Origin of the sequence: Raoultella sp. T31 (assembly GCF_002806725.1) — a bacterium.
Classification (GTDB): Bacteria; Pseudomonadota; Gammaproteobacteria; order Enterobacterales; family Enterobacteriaceae; genus Klebsiella; species Klebsiella electrica.
This window is the reverse complement of record NZ_PIBO01000038.1, coordinates 1-16,124: the sequence shown is the minus strand read 5'-3', so window position 1 is coordinate 16,124 and position 16,124 is coordinate 1. Positions and strand designations below refer to the sequence as shown.

The following is a 16,124-nucleotide window of genomic DNA, read 5'->3' as shown; positions in this document are numbered from 1 at the left end:
AGAACAGGATGACCCATTTATCACGTATCAGCGCTATCAACTGGAATAAAATCGAGGACGATAAGGACCTTGAGGTCTGGAACCGTCTGACCAGCAACTTCTGGCTGCCGGAGAAAGTGCCGTTGTCCAACGACATTCCCGCCTGGCAGACGCTGACCGCGGCGGAACAGCGGCTCACTATTCGCGTGTTCACCGGACTGACGCTGCTCGATACGATTCAGAACACCATCGGCGCGCCGGCGCTGATGGCGGATGCGCTGACCGCGCACGAAGAGGCGGTGCTCTCCAACATCAGCTTTATGGAGGCGGTGCACGCCCGCTCCTACAGCTCGATTTTCTCCACCTTGTGCCAGACCAAAGATGTCGATGCCGCCTACGCCTGGAGCGAAGAGAATGCGCCGCTCCAGCACAAAGCCCGGCTGATGCTGGAGTATTATCAGGCGGATAATCCGCTGAAGAAGAAAATCGCCAGCGTGTTTCTCGAATCCTTCCTCTTCTATTCCGGATTCTGGCTGCCGATGTATTTTTCAAGCCGCGGCAAAATGACCAATACCGCCGATCTGATTCGCTTGATTATCCGTGATGAAGCGGTACACGGTTATTACATCGGCTATAAGTATCAAAAGGGGCTGGCCAACATCGCCGCCGACGAGCGGGAGCAACTGAAGAATTTCGCCTTCGATCTGCTGATGGATTTGTACGATAACGAACTGGCCTATACCCGGGATCTGTACGCCGACAGCGGCTGGATTGAGGAGGTGAACGCCTTCCTGTGCTACAACGCCAACAAAGCGCTGATGAACCTCGGCTACGAGGCGCTGTTTCCGGCAGAGATGGCCGCCGTTAACCCGGCAATTCTGGCGGCGCTTTCGCCAAACGCCGATGAAAACCACGACTTTTTCTCCGGCTCCGGTTCCTCGTATGTGATGGGCAAAACGGAAGAAACCGCCGACGACGATTGGGATTTTTAACCTTACTTTCACCAGGAAAATATTGCCTGTTTTCCTGGTGATCTATTTCACATTAATGACTTTCATCACACAAAAAAACCACCTGATATTTCCCTGACATCTTGCCGTAATATTTAGCGAGAATCGCGTGGTTCACCAATTATTTTCCTGCCATCAGCAAAAAATATTACCTTCCAATTATCAAGGCCCAGCCCTTCTATCATGGGGAATACGTCGAAGATGCCCCCTCTCATTTCACCGCCAGCGGGACATTGAGGGTTGTCACAGAATCTGAGTATGTTAGGGTGTAAAAAGGCAATTATCTCCACCAGGTACTACATTGACAGAATACAAATAACAGGAAACCCTCTATTGCATGGCAATTAAATTAGAAATCAAGAATCTCTATAAGATATTTGGCGAGCATCCGCAGCGAGCGTTCAAATATATTGAAAAAGGATTTACTAAAGAACAACTACTGGAAAAAACGGGACTTTCGCTTGGCGTAAAAGACGCCAGTCTGGCCATTGAAGAAGGCGAGATATTCGTCATCATGGGGCTTTCCGGCTCAGGAAAATCCACCATGGTTCGCCTTCTCAATCGCCTGATTGAACCCACCCGCGGGCAGGTGCTGATAGATGGCGTCGATATCGCCAAAATCTCAGAAGCCGAGCTGCGTGAGGTGCGCAGAAAAAAGATCGCTATGGTATTTCAGTCATTTGCGCTGATGCCGCATATGACCGTGCTCGACAATGCCGCCTTTGGCATGGAGCTGGCGGGCATCCCGACCCAGCAGCGCCAGCAGAAAGCGCTGGAGGCGCTGCGTCAGGTCGGCCTGGAGAATTACGCGCATGCTTACCCGGATGAGCTCTCCGGCGGAATGCGCCAGCGCGTCGGCCTCGCCCGCGCGCTGGCCATCAACCCTGATATCTTATTAATGGACGAAGCCTTTTCGGCCCTTGACCCATTAATTCGCACGGAGATGCAGGATGAGCTGACAAAATTACAGGCGCAACATCAGCGTACCGTGGTGTTTATTTCCCACGATCTTGATGAAGCCATGCGCATTGGCGATCGGATTGCCATCATGCAAAATGGCGAAGTCATTCAGGTCGGTACCCCGGATGAAATACTGAATAATCCGGCTAATGATTATGTCAAAACCTTCTTCCGCGGCGTCGATATTAGCCAGGTATTCAGCGCTAAAGATATTGCCCGTCGAAGCCCGGTGGGCTTAATTCGTAAAACGCCAGGTTTCGGTCCGCGTTCGGCATTGAAATTATTGCAGGACGAAGACCGTGAATATGGTTATGTGATTGAACGTGGTAATAAGTTTGTCGGTATTGTCTCTATTGATTCACTGAAATCCGCCTTGAGCGAAGGTCAGGGAATTGATGCGGCGTTACTCGCCTCCCCGCAGGCGATAGATGCGCAAACATCGCTCAGCGACCTGCTCTCCCACGTCGGCCTGGCACCGTGCGCGGTCCCGGTTGTGGATGAAGGGCACCAGTACATCGGTATTATTTCTAAAGGCATGCTGCTGAAAGCTTTAGATCGCGAGGGGGCAAACAATGACCGATCAATCTAATCCGTGGGATAGCGCCCCGGAGGCGGATAGCGCCGCGCAATCTGCCGATGCCTGGGGCTCCCCGGCATCCGCGCCGACCGATGGCGGTAGTGCCGACTGGCTCAACAGCGCGCCAGCGCCGCAGCCGGAACATTTCAACATCCTGGATCCGTTCCATAAAACGCTGATCCCGCTCGACAGCTGGGTAACGCACGGTATCGACTGGATCGTGGTGCACTTCCGTCCGCTATTCCAGGGTATCCGCGTACCGGTGGACTATATCCTCAGCGCCTTCCAGCAACTGCTACTCGGCATGCCGGCACCGGTCGCCATTGTGCTGTTCGCGCTTATCGCCTGGCAAATCTCCAGCGTGGGGATGGGCGCGGCAACGCTTCTCTCTCTGGTTGCGATCGGCGCCATCGGCGCGTGGTCGCAGGCGATGGTGACCCTGGCGCTGGTTCTGACCGCTCTGCTGTTCTGTATGCTGATCGGCCTGCCGCTGGGGATCTGGCTGGCGCGTAGCCCGCGGGCGGCGAAAATTATTCGCCCGCTGCTGGATGCCATGCAGACCACGCCAGCGTTCGTCTACCTGGTGCCGATTGTGATGCTGTTCGGGATTGGTAACGTGCCAGGCGTGGTGGTGACCATTATCTTCGCCCTGCCGCCTATCGTCCGTTTGACCATCCTCGGGATTAACCAGGTGCCCGCGGACCTGATTGAGGCTTCGCGCTCGTTCGGCGCCAGCCCGCGTCAGCTGCTCTTTAAGGTGCAGCTTCCTCTGGCGATGCCGACCATCATGGCCGGGGTTAACCAGACGCTGATGCTGGCGCTGTCGATGGTAGTGATAGCCTCGATGATCGCCGTGGGCGGCCTGGGCCAGATGGTACTGCGCGGGATCGGCCGCCTCGATATGGGGCTGGCAAGCGTCGGCGGCGTCGGGATCGTTATTCTGGCGATTATTCTCGACCGCCTGACCCAGGCCGTCGGCCGCGACTCCCGCAGCCGCGGCAACCGCCGCTGGTACGCGACCGGCCCCCTGGGGCTGATTACCCGCCCGTTCCGTAAATAAGCTTCTCATCGCCCGGTGGCACTGCGCCTGCCGGGCTCGCAGCACTCCCTTCTCATTGATAAGGAATAACGATGCGACATAACACGATTATTGCCACAACGTTTGCCACGCTTCTCGCCACCAGCGCCGCCTGTGCAGCCGACCTGCCGGGAAAAGGCATTACCGTTAAACCCATTCAAAGCACCATTACGGAAGAGACCTTCCAGACCCTGCTGGTAAGCCGCGCGCTGGAAAAACTGGGCTACACCGTCGATAAACCCAGCGAAGTGGACTACAACGTCGGCTATACCTCGCTTGCCTCCGGCGACGCGACCTTTACCGCCGTCAACTGGCAACCGCTGCACGACGATATGTACGCCGCCGCCGGGGGCGACAAAAGCTTCTACCGCAAAGGCGTTTATGTGAATGGCGCGGCACAGGGCTACCTGATCGACAAAAAAACCGCCGAACAATATCACATCAAATCCATCGATCGGCTCAAAGACCCGAAAATCGCCAGACTGTTTGACACCAACGGCGACGGCAAAGCCGATCTGACCGGCTGTACGCCGGGCTGGGGCTGCGAAGCGGTCATTAATCATCAGATTGATGCCTATGGCCTGAGCAAAACGGTGGAGCACAATCAAGGGAACTATGCGGCGATGATGGCCGATACCATTGCCCGCTTTAAAGAAGGTAAGCCGGTTATCTACTACACCTGGACACCGTACTGGGTCAGCGACGTGCTGAAGCCGGGCAAAGATGTGGTCTGGCTGCAGGTTCCGTTCTCCTCCCTGCCGGGGGTGCAGAAAAATATCGATACCAAACTGGCGAACGGCGCGAACTATGGCTTCCCGGTAAGCACGATGCACATCGTGGCCAACAAAGCCTGGGCTGAGAAAAACCCGGCGGCGGCAAAACTGTTTAGCATCATGAAGCTGCCCATTGCCGATATTAACGCCGAAAACGCCATGATGCATGAAGGTCACGCCTCGGAAGCGGATATTCAGGGTCACGTTGATGGCTGGATCAAAGCCCACCAGCAGCAGTTTGACGGCTGGGTGAAAGAAGCGCTGGCCGCGCAGAAGTAATCTTCCCTCAGACCCGGATAGTGGCGCTATCCGGGTGTCCGATCGCGCCACGTTGTTGCTCCGGCACTGTTCGGGGCAACATGCAGACGCTTTCGCCCGCCAGGCCCGCGCCGCTTAACAGGGTGTCAAAGCCCCCGGTCTCTGCTAAGGTAATCTCACCTGTTCAATCATGTGATATTCACGTGAATTATCAATAAATAACACCCTATGGAAAAACCCGCCCCCGCCAGCGAGGCCACGCTGCCTGAAGGAATTAAAGACAGCCTGCCGATTGTGATTAGCTATATTCCCGTGGCCTTCGCCTTTGGCCTGAACGCCACCCGACTCGGCTTTACGCCGCTGGAAAGCCTGTTCTTTTCCTGCATCATCTACGCCGGCGCCAGCCAGTTTGTCATCACCACGATGCTCGCCGCAGGCAGTTCGCTGTGGGTGGCGGCCCTCACCGTGATGGCGATGGATGTGCGTCACGTGCTGTACGGCCCCTCGCTACGTAGCCGCCTTCATCGCGCGCTGGATAAACGCAAAACCGCGCTCTGGGCTTTTGGCCTGACCGACGAAGTGTTCGCGGCGGCCACCGCAAAGCTGGTTCGCGACAACCGCCGCTGGAGCGAAAACTGGATGCTCGGCATCGCCTTCACCTCCTGGATATCATGGGTGTTCGGCACGCTGATCGGCGCCTACTCCGGTAGCGGCCTGCTGGTCGGTTTTCCGGCGGTGGAGGCCGCGCTGAGCTTTATGCTACCCGCGCTGTTTATGAGCTTCTTACTGGCTTCATTCCAGCGTAAACAGTCTCTCAGCGTAACGGCTGCGCTGGCGGGTGCGCTGGGCGGCATGATTCTGTTCTCGATTCCGGCGGCGATCCTCGCCGGGATTGTCTGCGGCTGTCTGACTGCGCTGCTGCAGGCCAGCATTCAGGGGATGCCCGATGAACAATAACGTGCTGATTATCGGGATAGTGGTCGGCTGCGTGAACTATCTGTTTCGCTATCTGCCGCTGCGCCTGCGCGCAGGTCATGCCCGTACCGGTCGTCGCGGCCCGCTCAGCGTGCTGCTCGATACTATCGGTATCGCCTCCATCTGCGCCCTGCTGATCGTCTCCAGCGTGCCGGAAATCCTCAGCGATTCCCGGCGGCTGCTGCCGACGCTGGTCGGCTTCGCGGTGCTGGGACTGGCGTTCTGGAAGACGCGCAGCATTATTATACCGACGCTACTGAGCGCGCTGGCCTATGGCGTAGCATGGAAAATCACGGCGTTTTTATACGTCTAAAGTATCAATTTTAGTCAATAATTGATTTGATTTATTTGTCACAATAGTTATTATATCGGCTGTAATTAATGAGGTCATACCCAAATGGATAGTTCGTTTACCCCCATTGAGCAAATGCTCAAGTTCCGCGCCAGCCGTCACGAAGATTTCCCTTTCCAGGAGATTCTGCTCACCCGCCTGTGCATGCACATGCAGGGCAAGCTACTGGAAAACCGCAATAAGATGCTGAAAGCGCAGGGGATTAACGAGACATTATTTATGGCGCTGATCACGCTGGAGTCTCAGGAAAACCACAGCATTCAGCCTTCCGAGCTGAGCTGCGCGCTGGGATCGTCACGAACCAACGCAACCCGTATTGCCGATGAACTGGAAAAACGCGGCTGGATTGAGCGTCGCGAAAGCGATAACGATCGTCGCTGCCTGCATCTGCAACTCACCGACAAAGGTCATCAGTTTTTGCGCGAAGTTTTACCGCCGCAGCACAACTGCCTGCATCAGCTCTGGTCTTCCCTGAGCTCCAGCGAGAAAGACCAGCTCGAGCACATCACCCGCAAACTGCTTAGTCGCCTTGACCAGATGGAAGAGGACGGCGTACTGGCGGAGTCGCTGCGCTAAGCGCGAGAACCGCGCAAAACTTTTTCTGGATTGACAAGGAAAACAGACAGGCCAGCAGATCTTTTGCTGGCCTTTCTGATAAACAGGTCGGCTCAGCCGATGTGAAATAATAAGATCGTGGAGAATAACATGAGCGCGAATGCGCAGAGCCAAATCCCGCAGCAACCGGACAGCAAGAAGGGCAAACGCAAAGGCGCCCTGCTGTTGTTAACCTTGCTGTTTATTATTATTGCCGTGGCCTACGGAATTTATTGGTTTTTGGTACTACGTCATTATGAAGAAACCGATGACGCTTATGTGGCAGGGAACCAGGTACAAATCATGGCGCAGGTGTCCGGCAGCGTGACGAAAGTCTGGGCCGACAACACCGATTTCGTGCAGCAGGGCGACCCGCTGGTCACCCTTGACCAGACCGACGCCCGGCAGGGATTTGAAAAGGCGAAAACCCAACTCGCCGCCAGCGTTCGTCAGACGCGTCAGCAGATGATCAACAGCAAACAGCTGCAGGCCAATATCGACGTCAAGAAAACCGCGCTCTCTCAGGCGCAGACCGACCTTAACCGGCGTATCCCGCTGGGCGCCGCCAACCTGATTGGCCGCGAAGAGCTGCAGCACGCGCGCGATACGGTTGCCAGCGCGCAGGCCGAACTGGATGTCGCCATTCAGCAATTCAACGCCAACCAGGCTATCGTGCTGAACACCAGCCTGGAGCAACAGCCGGCGGTTCTGCAGGCGGCGACGGATGTCCGTAACGCATGGCTTGCGCTGCAGCGGACGCAAATCGTCAGCCCGATTAGCGGCTACGTTTCCCGTCGCGCCGTGCAGCCCGGCGCGCAGATTAGCCCGACCACACCGCTGATGGCGGTGGTACCGGCCACCAATCTGTGGATCGACGCCAACTTTAAAGAGACCCAGCTGGCGCATATGCGCATCGGCCAACCGGCTACCGTGATCAGCGATATTTACGGCGATGATGTGAAGTACACCGGTAAAGTGGTCGGCCTCGATATGGGCACCGGGAGCGCCTTCTCACTGCTGCCGGCGCAGAACGCCACCGGCAACTGGATCAAGGTGGTTCAGCGCCTGCCGGTACGTATCGAACTGGATGAAAAGCAGCTGGCAGAGCACCCTCTGCGCATCGGTCTTTCAACGCTGGTTGAGGTGAACACCACCAACCGCGACGGCGAGATGCTGGCTAACCAGACGCGCAAATCCCCGGTTTATGAAAGCAATGCCCGTGAAATCGCCCTGGAGCCGGTGAACAAACTGATCGAGGGTATCATCCAGGCTAACGCGGGATAATTCGGAGTGAGCGTAATGCAACAGCAAAAACCGCTGGAAGGCGCGCAACTGGTCATCATGACCATTGCGCTGTCGCTTGCGACCTTCATGCAGGTGCTGGACTCCACTATCGCCAACGTGGCCATTCCGACCATTGCCGGTAACCTTGGCTCATCATTGAGCCAGGGGACCTGGGTTATCACCTCATTCGGGGTGGCGAATGCCATCTCTATTCCGATCACCGGCTGGCTGGCAAAACGCGTCGGGGAAGTGAAGCTGTTCCTGTGGTCGACGGTGGCGTTCGCCATCGCCTCCTGGGCCTGCGGGATGTCCAACAGCCTGACGATGCTGATTTTCTTCCGCGTGATTCAGGGGATCGTCGCCGGTCCGTTGATTCCGCTGTCGCAAAGTCTGCTGCTCAGCAACTATCCGCCGGCAAAACGTTCTATCGCGCTGGCGCTGTGGTCGATGACGGTGATCGTCGCGCCGATTTGCGGCCCTATTCTCGGCGGCTATATCAGCGACAACTACCACTGGGGCTGGATCTTCTTCATCAACGTGCCGATTGGCATCGCGGTGGTGGTGATGACGCTGCAAACCCTGCGCAGCCGTGAAACCAAAACGGAACAGCGGCGAATCGATGGCGTTGGCCTGGCGCTGCTGATAATCGGTATCGGCAGTCTGCAGGTGATGCTCGACCGCGGTAAAGAGCTGGACTGGTTCGCCTCCAACGAGATTATCGTGCTGACAATCGTGGCAGTGATCGCCATCAGTTTCCTGATAGTCTGGGAACTGACCGACGATAACCCGATAGTCGACCTGTCGCTTTTCAAGTCGCGAAACTTCACCATCGGCTGTCTGTGTATCAGCCTCGCCTATATGCTCTACTTCGGCGCCATCGTGCTGCTGCCGCAGCTGCTGCAGGAGGTATACGGCTATACCGCCACCTGGGCCGGTCTGGCTTCCGCGCCGGTGGGGGTTATCCCGGTTATCCTGTCGCCGATTATCGGTCGCTTCGCCCATAAGCTGGATATGCGCCGACTGGTCACCTTCAGCTTTATTATGTACGCGGTGTGTTTCTACTGGCGCGCCTGGACCTTCGAGCCCGGCATGGACTTCGGCGCTTCGGCGTGGCCGCAGTTTATCCAGGGCTTCGCGGTGGCCTGCTTCTTTATGCCGCTGACCACCATCACCCTGTCCGGTCTGCCGCCGGAACGGCTGGCGGCGGCCTCGAGCCTGTCGAACTTCACCCGTACACTGGCGGGCTCCATCGGCACCTCGATTACCACCACCATGTGGACGAACCGCGAGGCGCTGCACCATGCGCAGCTCACCGAGTCGGTGACCCCCTATAATCCCAACGCCCAGCAGATGTATGACCAGCTGCAGGGATTAGGGATGACTCAACAGCAGGCGTCCGGCTGGATAGCGCAGCAGATAACTAACCAGGGGCTGATTATCTCCGCCAACGAAATTTTCTGGTTATCGGCGGCGATATTTATCCTGTTGCTGGGGCTGGTGTGGTTTGCCAGACCGCCGTTTAGCGCCGGGGGTGGGGGCGGCGGCGCGCACTAAAGTTTGACCTGAAGGGATCTGCGGATCCCTTTTTTATTGCCGGCGCTACGCCAGCCTTGTCCAGTTCTCGCTAGTTTCTGTCCAGTTTGCTAAAGCAGGTCGCTCTGCGCTTCGGCAGGATAAAGATTCGACACAAGGAGAGAACAATGCTGACAAATCCCGGTGAAAAATACCGCCCCTGGCCGCCCATTTCCCTGCCCGACCGCCGCTGGCCGGACAACCCGATAACCCACGCGCCGCGCTGGCTCTCCACCGACCTGCGCGACGGCAACCAGGCGCTGGCCGAGCCGATGGACGGCGCACGTAAGCTACAGTTCTGGGAGCTGCTGCTGGAGTGCGGATTTAAAGAGATTGAAGTCGCCTTCCCCGCAGCATCGCAGACCGACTTCAACTTCGTCCGCCAGCTGATTGAGGAACAGCGCATTCCACAAGATGTCACCATTCAGGTGCTGACCCAGGCGCGGGAAGATCTTATCCTGCGGACCTTTGAGTCGCTGCGCGGCGCCCATCGCGCCACCGTCCATCTGTACAACGCCACCGCTCCGCTGTTCCGCAAGCTGGTTTTCGGAATGGAGAAAGCGCAGGTCATTGAGCTGGCGATCCGTGCCACCCGTCTGATTCGCCAGCAGTGCGAAGCGCAGCCGCAGACGCTCTGGCAGTATGAATACTCCCCGGAAACCTTCTGTTTTACCGAGCCGGAGTTTGCTCTTGAGATCTGTGAAGCGGTGGCGGACATCTGGCAGCCCTGCGCACAACGCCCGATGATTATTAATCTGCCCGCCACCGTTGAGGTCAACACGCCGAACGTGTACGCCGATCAGATTGAATTTTTCTGCCGCCATTTCTCCCGCCGCGCCGATGTTTGCATCAGCGTGCATCCGCACAACGATCGGGGAACCGGCGTTGCCAGCGCCGAACTGGCGGTGATGGCCGGCGCCGACCGCGTAGAGGGCTGTCTGTTCGGTAACGGCGAGCGTACCGGTAATGTCTGTCTGGTCACCCTGGCCATGAACCTCTACAGCCAGGGGATTACGCCGCGACTCAGCTTCCCGGAGATGAAACGGGTGGTAGAAGTGGTGGAGAATTGCAATCAGCTGCCGGTTCACCCGCGCCACCCGTGGGCCGGCAGCCTCGCCTACACCGCCTTTTCCGGTTCTCATCAGGATGCCATTAAGAAGGGATTCGATGCCCGCCAGCCCGGCGATCGTTGTGAGATGCCCTACCTGCCCGTCGACCCGCAGGACATCGGCTGTAGCTATGAAGCGGTTATCCGCGTCAACAGCCAGTCCGGTAAGAGCGGCAGCGCCTGGTTAATCGAACAGAATCACGGACTGAAGCTGCCTCGCGCGCTGCAGCAGGATTTCAGCCAGCACGTTCAGCAGGAAACCGATACGCATGGCAAAGAGATGACGCAGAATGCGCTCTGGCAGCTGTTCCGTTCCCGCTACGGGCTGATCGCTCAGCCGCCGCTGGCGCTGCTGGAGTATAAAACCGACAGCCGGCAGGACGGCCAACTGGCGTTGGAAGGTACGCTGCGGGTCAACGGCGAGACGCGTCGCCTACAGGGGCATGGCAATGGCCTGCTCTCCGCCGCCGCCAACGGTCTCAGCGCGCTGCTAAAGCAAGCGTTTGTCATAAAGGACTACCATGAGCACACTCTCGGTGAACGCAGCGACAGCCGCTCGGTGGCCTATATTCGCTGTATCTTCCCCGATGGCAGCAGCCGCTGGGGCGTCGGCATCGATAACGACGTCGCGCGCGCCTCGTTACAGGCGCTGTGCAATGCGCTCAGCGCAGGCGATCACTCCGGCGAGCGGAAATAATCGCTGGGAGCCATCCCGATAACCCGACGAAACATGGCGCTGAAGGCACTATGGCTACCATAGCCCAGATCCAGCGCCACCCGCAGCACCGACTGCCCCTGCGCCAGGCGAACCAGCGCTTCCATCAGCTTCGCCCGGCGCACCCATTCACTCCAGGTGAGCGTGGTCTGCTGCTGAAAGTGGCGGTTGAGCGTGCGTTCGCTCATATTGCTCTCTTTCGCCGCCTGCTGGCTGCTCCAGGCTTCCCCCGGCATTTCCCGCACCTTGTGACATAAACGGCGCAGCGTCTCGCTCCGGGGCTCCGGCAGGCCAAAAGGCAGCACCGCCATACCGCGAATCTCATCGAGAATGAGTTCATAAATACGCTCATCGCGACTGCCGGGTTCATAGCGCTCGGCGAGGGCCAGCGAGGTGACGATCAGCTCACGCAGCAGCGGCGTTATCTGCACGATCTGGCACGCAGACGGCAGATCGGCGCGGGCGAGCGGATCGATAAACAGCGTGCGGGCCGCGACCTGTCCGGTGATACGCAGCGCGTGAGGCGTGCCAGCCGGTAGCCAGACGCCGCGTCCGGGCGGGGCAACCCAGTAGCCCACCGGCGTGTCAACCCGCACCACGCCGCTGAGGATATGCAGCAGTTGGGCGCAGTCATGCTGATGCCACGCTTCGCTATCGCCGTGAGCGTAATCATGGGCGAACGGCACCAGGGCGCGGTGTTGAAACGAGAAGGTTAAGGTCGTCGACATGGCGGCACAGAATAGCGGCCCGGCGAAGATAGCCGGGCCGACAGAAGAACTAGATATGCAGTTCTTGCAGGGTTTCTTTCGGCAGGGCCAGCTCATCGTTGCTGTTGATGCGCACATCGCGCTCGATGATATGGCGCGCGATCTCCTGAGCTTCTTCCAACGAGTGCATGGTATAGGTACCGCACTGGTAGACGTTCAGTTCCGGGATCTGCTTCTGATCTTTCACTTTCAGCACATCGGCCATCGCCGCTTTCCAGGCGTCGGCTACGCGCTGCTCATCCGGCGTACCAATCAGGCTCATATAGAAGCCCGTACGGCAGCCCATCGGAGAGATGTCGATAATTTCCACACCATTGCCGTTCAGGTGGTCGCGCATAAAGCCCGCGAACAGGTGCTCAAGAGTATGAATCCCTCTTTCCGGCATCACTTCCTGATTTGGTACGCAAAAACGCAGATCGAAAACGGTAATTTCATCGCCGTGCGGCGTGTTCATTTTCTTGGCAACGCGCACCGCCGGTGCTTCCATGCGGGTATGGTCGACTGTGAAACTATCTAACAACGGCATTCTTCACCTCCGATAGTGATTTTTTTTAAAATAAAATGAACTCTTCTTATACCCGCGAGTCTGAGTATATGAAAGACGCGCATTTATTATCATCATCATCCCTGAATCAGAGATGAAAGTTTGGCCACATTGATGTGGCCTTTTTCTTTTGTATCGCTTTTTGCTACGCGTGTCTTGCTAACAGGGCTTCAAACGGCTCGCTATCTTCCGCTTCCACCTTCTGCTGACGCATCACTGAAGCTTCACGTTCGGCGATAAAATCGTCTTCACGCAAAATTTCCAGCGGCTCTTCCCGCAGCATCGTACGATATTGATCGGCCAGCTCCCTACCGGTGCCGCCAATCCCTTCTTCAAGCATAGAACGCAGAATGCGGGCTGAGAAAGTTAATTCCGGATCGTCGAAGCTGGCGACCAGCTCATCGCACACCTGCTGGTAGGCTTCGCCGCCGTGGATGCTATCTAACGTCTGCGCCACGCGGCGCAAATCCTGGAACAGATCTTTCCCCACTTTAGCCAGCGGGAACTGCGCGCTTGCGCAGCCGATACCCAGCGTCAGCCCCGGCTTACGGCCTTCCAGAATCACGCGATTCCAGTTGGTGCGCGTACACAGTAGCTCGTCGCTGCTCATTTCCGGCGCATCGGCCAGTACGCACCAGACCATAAACAGATCGAGGAAACGTACCTGCTGCTCATCAACGCCAATCGGTGAGAACGGGTTGATATCCAGCGAGCGGACTTCGATGTATTCAATGCCGCCGCGCAGCAGCGCGTCGGAAGGCGTCTCGCCGCTGCGAGTCACCCGCTTCGGCCGAATTGGCGCGTAGAGCTCGTTCTCAATCTGCAGAATATTGCTGTTGATTTGCAGATGTTTACCGTCTTTCTCAATGCCAATCCGGGCATACTCTTCCGACGGCGTTTTAATCGCCCGCTTCAATCCCGCCACATACTCGTGGAGATCGTTAAACGTAATCCCGAGATTGCTTTGCGACTTATTGGTATACCCCAGGTCGCTCAGGCGCAGAGAGGTCGCATAAGGCAGGTAGTACATCCCATTTTCCGCTTTCTCAAACGGCAGCGTCGTCGGTTTCCCCTGCAGGAACGAAGAGCAGATGGCCGGAGAAGCGCCGAACAGGTAGGGAATCACCCAGCCGAAGCGGTAATAGTTACGAATTGAACGGAAATAGCCGGCGGAAATCGCCTCTTTGCCGCTTTCCGCATCGTCAACGCCGCACTTCGCCTGCCAGAAGGCCATCGGCAGCGAGAAGTTATAGTGCACGCCGGAGATGGTTTGCATCAGCGCACCATAGCGGTTCTTCAGCCCCTCGCGGTACAGCGTTTTCAGACGGCCAATATTCGAGGTGCCATACTGCGCCAGCTCGATGTCCTGACCAGGGGCAATGTAGCAAGGCATGCTCAGTGGCCACATCCGCTCATCGCCCAGGTGACGTGCGGTATAGCGATGAACATCGCGCATCAAGGTGAGCATATGCTGAATGTCGCCATCAACCGGCGTAATAAACTCCAGCAGCGCTTCAGCAAAGTCGGTAGTAATCCATTTGTGGGTCAGCGCCGAGCCAAGGGCCAGAGGGTGACCGGTCGTCGCCAGTGAACCATCGGCATTGACGCGCAGCGTTTCACGCTCAAGACCACGTTGGATACCCTGTAGAGCCTGTGGATTTTTTTCCAGCCAGGCCAGCGCCTGTGATACATCCGGGATCAATTTGACCTCCCGCCTGTCAAAATCGTTTGAATAAGCATAATTGTAATGGTGACCATACAGGTTATCCCAGAAGACGTTACTGTTGCCGGTTCCGCGCACGAAAACCGGAGCGCACTGGCAGTACGCGCGGATTTCGGGCACAGCCCAGGTGCAAAATAACCGGTAACACGGCCTGCCGGGATAGTCTTAGTTCCACAATTAGTGCCACCACGTCATGCCCTGAAGCGTTACCACCGCAATGACGATATAGCGTAACGCTTTGCCAAGGCATAAGAAAAAAAGTACCGGCCCCCAGGAGATGCGCATCCATCCCGCCAGCAGACACAGTAAATCGCCGATGACCGGCGCCCAGCTTAATAATAATGTGACCGCGCCGTAGCGCTTTAACCAGCCGGTTGCTTTTTCCTGCCAGCGCGATGTTTTGCGCAGCGGAAACAGACGCCCCAGAATAACGTTAGTTACCCCTCCAAGGCTATTGCCGATTGTTGCTATTAATACCAGGGCCCACGGTTGGCTTACCCCCGATAGTAGCATCGCAACCAGCACAACTTCCGAATTGCCGGGAAGTAATGTGGCGCTCAAAAAACTACTGGCAAACAGCGATATCAGCGACAGCGCGTCGCTCACAGCAGCCGAACATCCACGGCATCCATTCCCGCGCGCTGTGCCGCCTGCAGACCAAAATCCGCATCTTCAAAAACGACGCATGTTTCCGGCGCGACGCCCATGCGCTCCGCGCACAGCAGGAAGGTATCGGGCGCCGGTTTATGATTCTGGACATGATCGGCAGCAACCACCGCCGTAAAGTAGTGCCGCAGGCCGAGATGCGCCAGCAGCGCTTCAGCGACGGCGCTTTCGCTCCCGGTACCGACCGACATCGGACGACGCCCGTGCCATGCCTTCACAACCTCTATCAGCGGTAAGGGACGCACGCTGTCCAGCAGCATGGCCTTCACGGCCACAGTTTTTTCTTCCGCCAGGCGGTGAGGATCTAAATCAGCGTGATTCAGTTCGATAATCGCCTGGGCTATACGCCAGGTCGGAGAACCATTGAGCGCGACCATCGCCTGCTCGTCGAAACGCATTGCGTAACGACCCAGAACCTCATGCCACGCCTTACGATGCGTCGGTTCGGTATCCAGGATAGTGCCATCCATATCAAAGATCAGTCCTGCGTAACGTTCGTACATCGAGCTCTCACAAACCGGGTAAGAAAACGTTACTTTATCGCAAAAGGCGCATGTTGTCGCGGCCAGCGCCTCAGGCAATAAAGGCGCCTCCGGGGCGCCTTTATCTGAGTCATATCGTGGTTTATTTGATTCTTAAATCATTCTCAACCACACGAACGCCCTGCACTCTGCGGGTCACTTCCACCGCGCGGCTGGCGTCCTTCGCTGATGAGACAAAACCGCTTAACTGAACGCGCCCTTTAAAGGTCTGTACGCTGATTTCAGAAGATTTAATGTCTTTTTCGTTAAACAGCGCCGTTTTAACCTTCGTGGTGACGACGGTATCATCAATATAGCCACCGGTACTTTCCTTCGTGGGCGATCCCGCACAGCCAGCTAATGATACGGCGACCAGAAGCGTCGCACAAAACGCAGGTATTGCTTTGAACCATTTCATGGATTTCTCTCCTTGCACTCATCTCACCCAAATCAGGCCGACACATACGGGTAAATTATAGTGGAAAGAATCACTTGCTAATAAAAAAGTTTGAGACGCGTCGGTGAAAAGCCTTCAACACGGGAAGGGGCTAAACGGACTTTGCCAGAAAGACAGAAAGAGAAAGCGGAGATGATACAAGTTTGGGTTTGGAGCAGATGGTGCATCCGGGAGGATGACTCACTTCGCTCGCCCTACGGGCCGTTGCTTA

At 56.8% G+C, this 16,124-nt stretch carries 16 protein-coding genes; 10 read left to right on the top strand and 6 right to left on the bottom strand.

The annotated features are described in order from the left end of the window. The first annotated feature begins 8 nt into the window (after nucleotides 1-8). From nrdF to leuA, 10 genes are all read left to right on the top strand, one after another. On the top strand, nucleotides 9-971 hold the full coding sequence (gene nrdF, locus CWM52_RS20735) for a class 1b ribonucleoside-diphosphate reductase subunit beta (RefSeq protein WP_100685816.1): 963 nt from the start codon (nucleotides 9-11) through the stop codon (nucleotides 969-971). A gap of 355 nt (nucleotides 972-1,326) precedes the next feature. After that, the gene (proV, locus tag CWM52_RS20730) at nucleotides 1,327-2,538 is read left to right on the top strand and encodes a glycine betaine/L-proline ABC transporter ATP-binding protein ProV (protein WP_100685815.1); all 1,212 of its coding nucleotides are present in this window, start codon (nucleotides 1,327-1,329) and stop codon (nucleotides 2,536-2,538) included. Next, nucleotides 2,522-3,586: a glycine betaine/L-proline ABC transporter permease ProW gene (proW, locus tag CWM52_RS20725; RefSeq protein ID WP_100685814.1), complete on the top strand. Its 1,065-nt coding sequence runs from the start codon at nucleotides 2,522-2,524 to the stop codon at nucleotides 3,584-3,586. The genes proV and proW overlap by 17 nt, the downstream gene beginning before the upstream one ends. Nucleotides 3,587-3,657: 71 nt before the next feature. Beyond that, nucleotides 3,658-4,656: a glycine betaine/L-proline ABC transporter substrate-binding protein ProX gene (gene proX / locus CWM52_RS20720; RefSeq protein ID WP_100685813.1), complete on the top strand. Its 999-nt coding sequence runs from the start codon at nucleotides 3,658-3,660 to the stop codon at nucleotides 4,654-4,656. A gap of 207 nt (nucleotides 4,657-4,863) precedes the next feature. After that, nucleotides 4,864-5,592, top strand: a complete 729-nt coding sequence (locus tag CWM52_RS20715) for an AzlC family ABC transporter permease (protein WP_100685812.1) — start codon at nucleotides 4,864-4,866, stop codon at nucleotides 5,590-5,592. Beyond that, nucleotides 5,582-5,923 (top strand): L-valine transporter subunit YgaH, encoded by a 342-nt coding sequence (gene ygaH / locus CWM52_RS20710; protein ID WP_100685811.1) that lies wholly within the window; start codon nucleotides 5,582-5,584, stop codon nucleotides 5,921-5,923. The genes CWM52_RS20715 and ygaH overlap by 11 nt, the downstream gene beginning before the upstream one ends. 84 nt (nucleotides 5,924-6,007) lie before the next feature. Further along, entirely contained in the window at nucleotides 6,008-6,538 is a 531-nt protein-coding gene (mprA, locus tag CWM52_RS20705) for a transcriptional repressor MprA (protein ID WP_100685810.1), read from the top strand. A gap of 129 nt (nucleotides 6,539-6,667) precedes the next feature. Further along, complete coding sequence (emrA, locus tag CWM52_RS20700; protein WP_100685809.1) at nucleotides 6,668-7,840, top strand: multidrug efflux MFS transporter periplasmic adaptor subunit EmrA; 1,173 nt, start codon at nucleotides 6,668-6,670, stop codon at nucleotides 7,838-7,840. A 15-nt stretch (nucleotides 7,841-7,855) separates the two neighbouring features. Then, nucleotides 7,856-9,394, top strand: coding sequence for a multidrug efflux MFS transporter permease subunit EmrB (gene emrB / locus CWM52_RS20695; RefSeq protein ID WP_100685808.1), 1,539 nt, complete (start codon nucleotides 7,856-7,858; stop codon nucleotides 9,392-9,394). 146 nt (nucleotides 9,395-9,540) lie between these two features. Beyond that, a complete protein-coding gene (leuA, locus tag CWM52_RS20690; RefSeq protein ID WP_100685807.1) occupies nucleotides 9,541-11,217 on the top strand; it encodes a 2-isopropylmalate synthase in 1,677 nt (558 codons plus the stop codon). On the opposite strand, the gene CWM52_RS20685 is transcribed toward leuA, so the two are convergent. From CWM52_RS20685 to CWM52_RS20660, 6 genes are all read right to left on the bottom strand, one after another. Beyond that, a complete protein-coding gene (locus CWM52_RS20685; RefSeq protein ID WP_100685806.1) occupies nucleotides 11,196-11,963 on the bottom strand; it encodes an AraC family transcriptional regulator in 768 nt (255 codons plus the stop codon). The two genes, leuA and CWM52_RS20685, sit on opposite strands and share 22 nt — an antisense overlap. Before the next feature lie 49 nt (nucleotides 11,964-12,012). Then, a complete protein-coding gene (luxS, locus tag CWM52_RS20680; RefSeq protein ID WP_004866815.1) occupies nucleotides 12,013-12,528 on the bottom strand; it encodes an S-ribosylhomocysteine lyase in 516 nt (171 codons plus the stop codon). Between the two features lie 163 nt (nucleotides 12,529-12,691). Further along, on the bottom strand, nucleotides 12,692-14,248 hold the full coding sequence (gshA, locus tag CWM52_RS20675) for a glutamate--cysteine ligase (RefSeq protein ID WP_100685856.1): 1,557 nt from the start codon (nucleotides 14,246-14,248) through the stop codon (nucleotides 12,692-12,694). A 198-nt stretch (nucleotides 14,249-14,446) separates the two neighbouring features. Next, on the bottom strand, nucleotides 14,447-14,875 hold the full coding sequence (locus CWM52_RS20670; RefSeq protein WP_100685805.1) for a YqaA family protein: 429 nt from the start codon (nucleotides 14,873-14,875) through the stop codon (nucleotides 14,447-14,449). Beyond that, the gene (yqaB, locus tag CWM52_RS20665; RefSeq protein ID WP_100685804.1) at nucleotides 14,872-15,438 is read right to left on the bottom strand and encodes a fructose-1-phosphate/6-phosphogluconate phosphatase; all 567 of its coding nucleotides are present in this window, start codon (nucleotides 15,436-15,438) and stop codon (nucleotides 14,872-14,874) included. The genes CWM52_RS20670 and yqaB overlap by 4 nt, the downstream gene beginning before the upstream one ends. A 121-nt stretch (nucleotides 15,439-15,559) precedes the next feature. Next, complete coding sequence (locus tag CWM52_RS20660) at nucleotides 15,560-15,874, bottom strand: BON domain-containing protein (protein WP_100685803.1); 315 nt, start codon at nucleotides 15,872-15,874, stop codon at nucleotides 15,560-15,562. Between the last annotated feature and the right edge of the window lie 250 nt (nucleotides 15,875-16,124).

Coding starts and splice junctions, on each gene's coding strand:
- proX (WP_100685813.1), top strand. CDS start 3,658: ATGCGACATAACACGATTATTGCCACAACGTTTGCCACGCTTCTCGCC.
- CWM52_RS20685 (WP_100685806.1), bottom strand. CDS start 11,963: ATGTCGACGACCTTAACCTTCTCGTTTCAACACCGCGCCCTGGTGCCG.
- proW (WP_100685814.1), top strand. CDS start 2,522: ATGACCGATCAATCTAATCCGTGGGATAGCGCCCCGGAGGCGGATAGC.
- luxS (WP_004866815.1), bottom strand. CDS start 12,528: ATGCCGTTGTTAGATAGTTTCACAGTCGACCATACCCGCATGGAAGCA.
- CWM52_RS20660 (WP_100685803.1), bottom strand. CDS start 15,874: ATGAAATGGTTCAAAGCAATACCTGCGTTTTGTGCGACGCTTCTGGTC.
- CWM52_RS20715 (WP_100685812.1), top strand. CDS start 4,864: ATGGAAAAACCCGCCCCCGCCAGCGAGGCCACGCTGCCTGAAGGAATT.
- emrA (WP_100685809.1), top strand. CDS start 6,668: ATGAGCGCGAATGCGCAGAGCCAAATCCCGCAGCAACCGGACAGCAAG.
- mprA (WP_100685810.1), top strand. CDS start 6,008: ATGGATAGTTCGTTTACCCCCATTGAGCAAATGCTCAAGTTCCGCGCC.
- leuA (WP_100685807.1), top strand. CDS start 9,541: ATGCTGACAAATCCCGGTGAAAAATACCGCCCCTGGCCGCCCATTTCC.
- ygaH (WP_100685811.1), top strand. CDS start 5,582: ATGAACAATAACGTGCTGATTATCGGGATAGTGGTCGGCTGCGTGAAC.
- emrB (WP_100685808.1), top strand. CDS start 7,856: ATGCAACAGCAAAAACCGCTGGAAGGCGCGCAACTGGTCATCATGACC.
- proV (WP_100685815.1), top strand. CDS start 1,327: ATGGCAATTAAATTAGAAATCAAGAATCTCTATAAGATATTTGGCGAG.
- nrdF (WP_100685816.1), top strand. CDS start 9: ATGACCCATTTATCACGTATCAGCGCTATCAACTGGAATAAAATCGAG.
- yqaB (WP_100685804.1), bottom strand. CDS start 15,438: ATGTACGAACGTTACGCAGGACTGATCTTTGATATGGATGGCACTATC.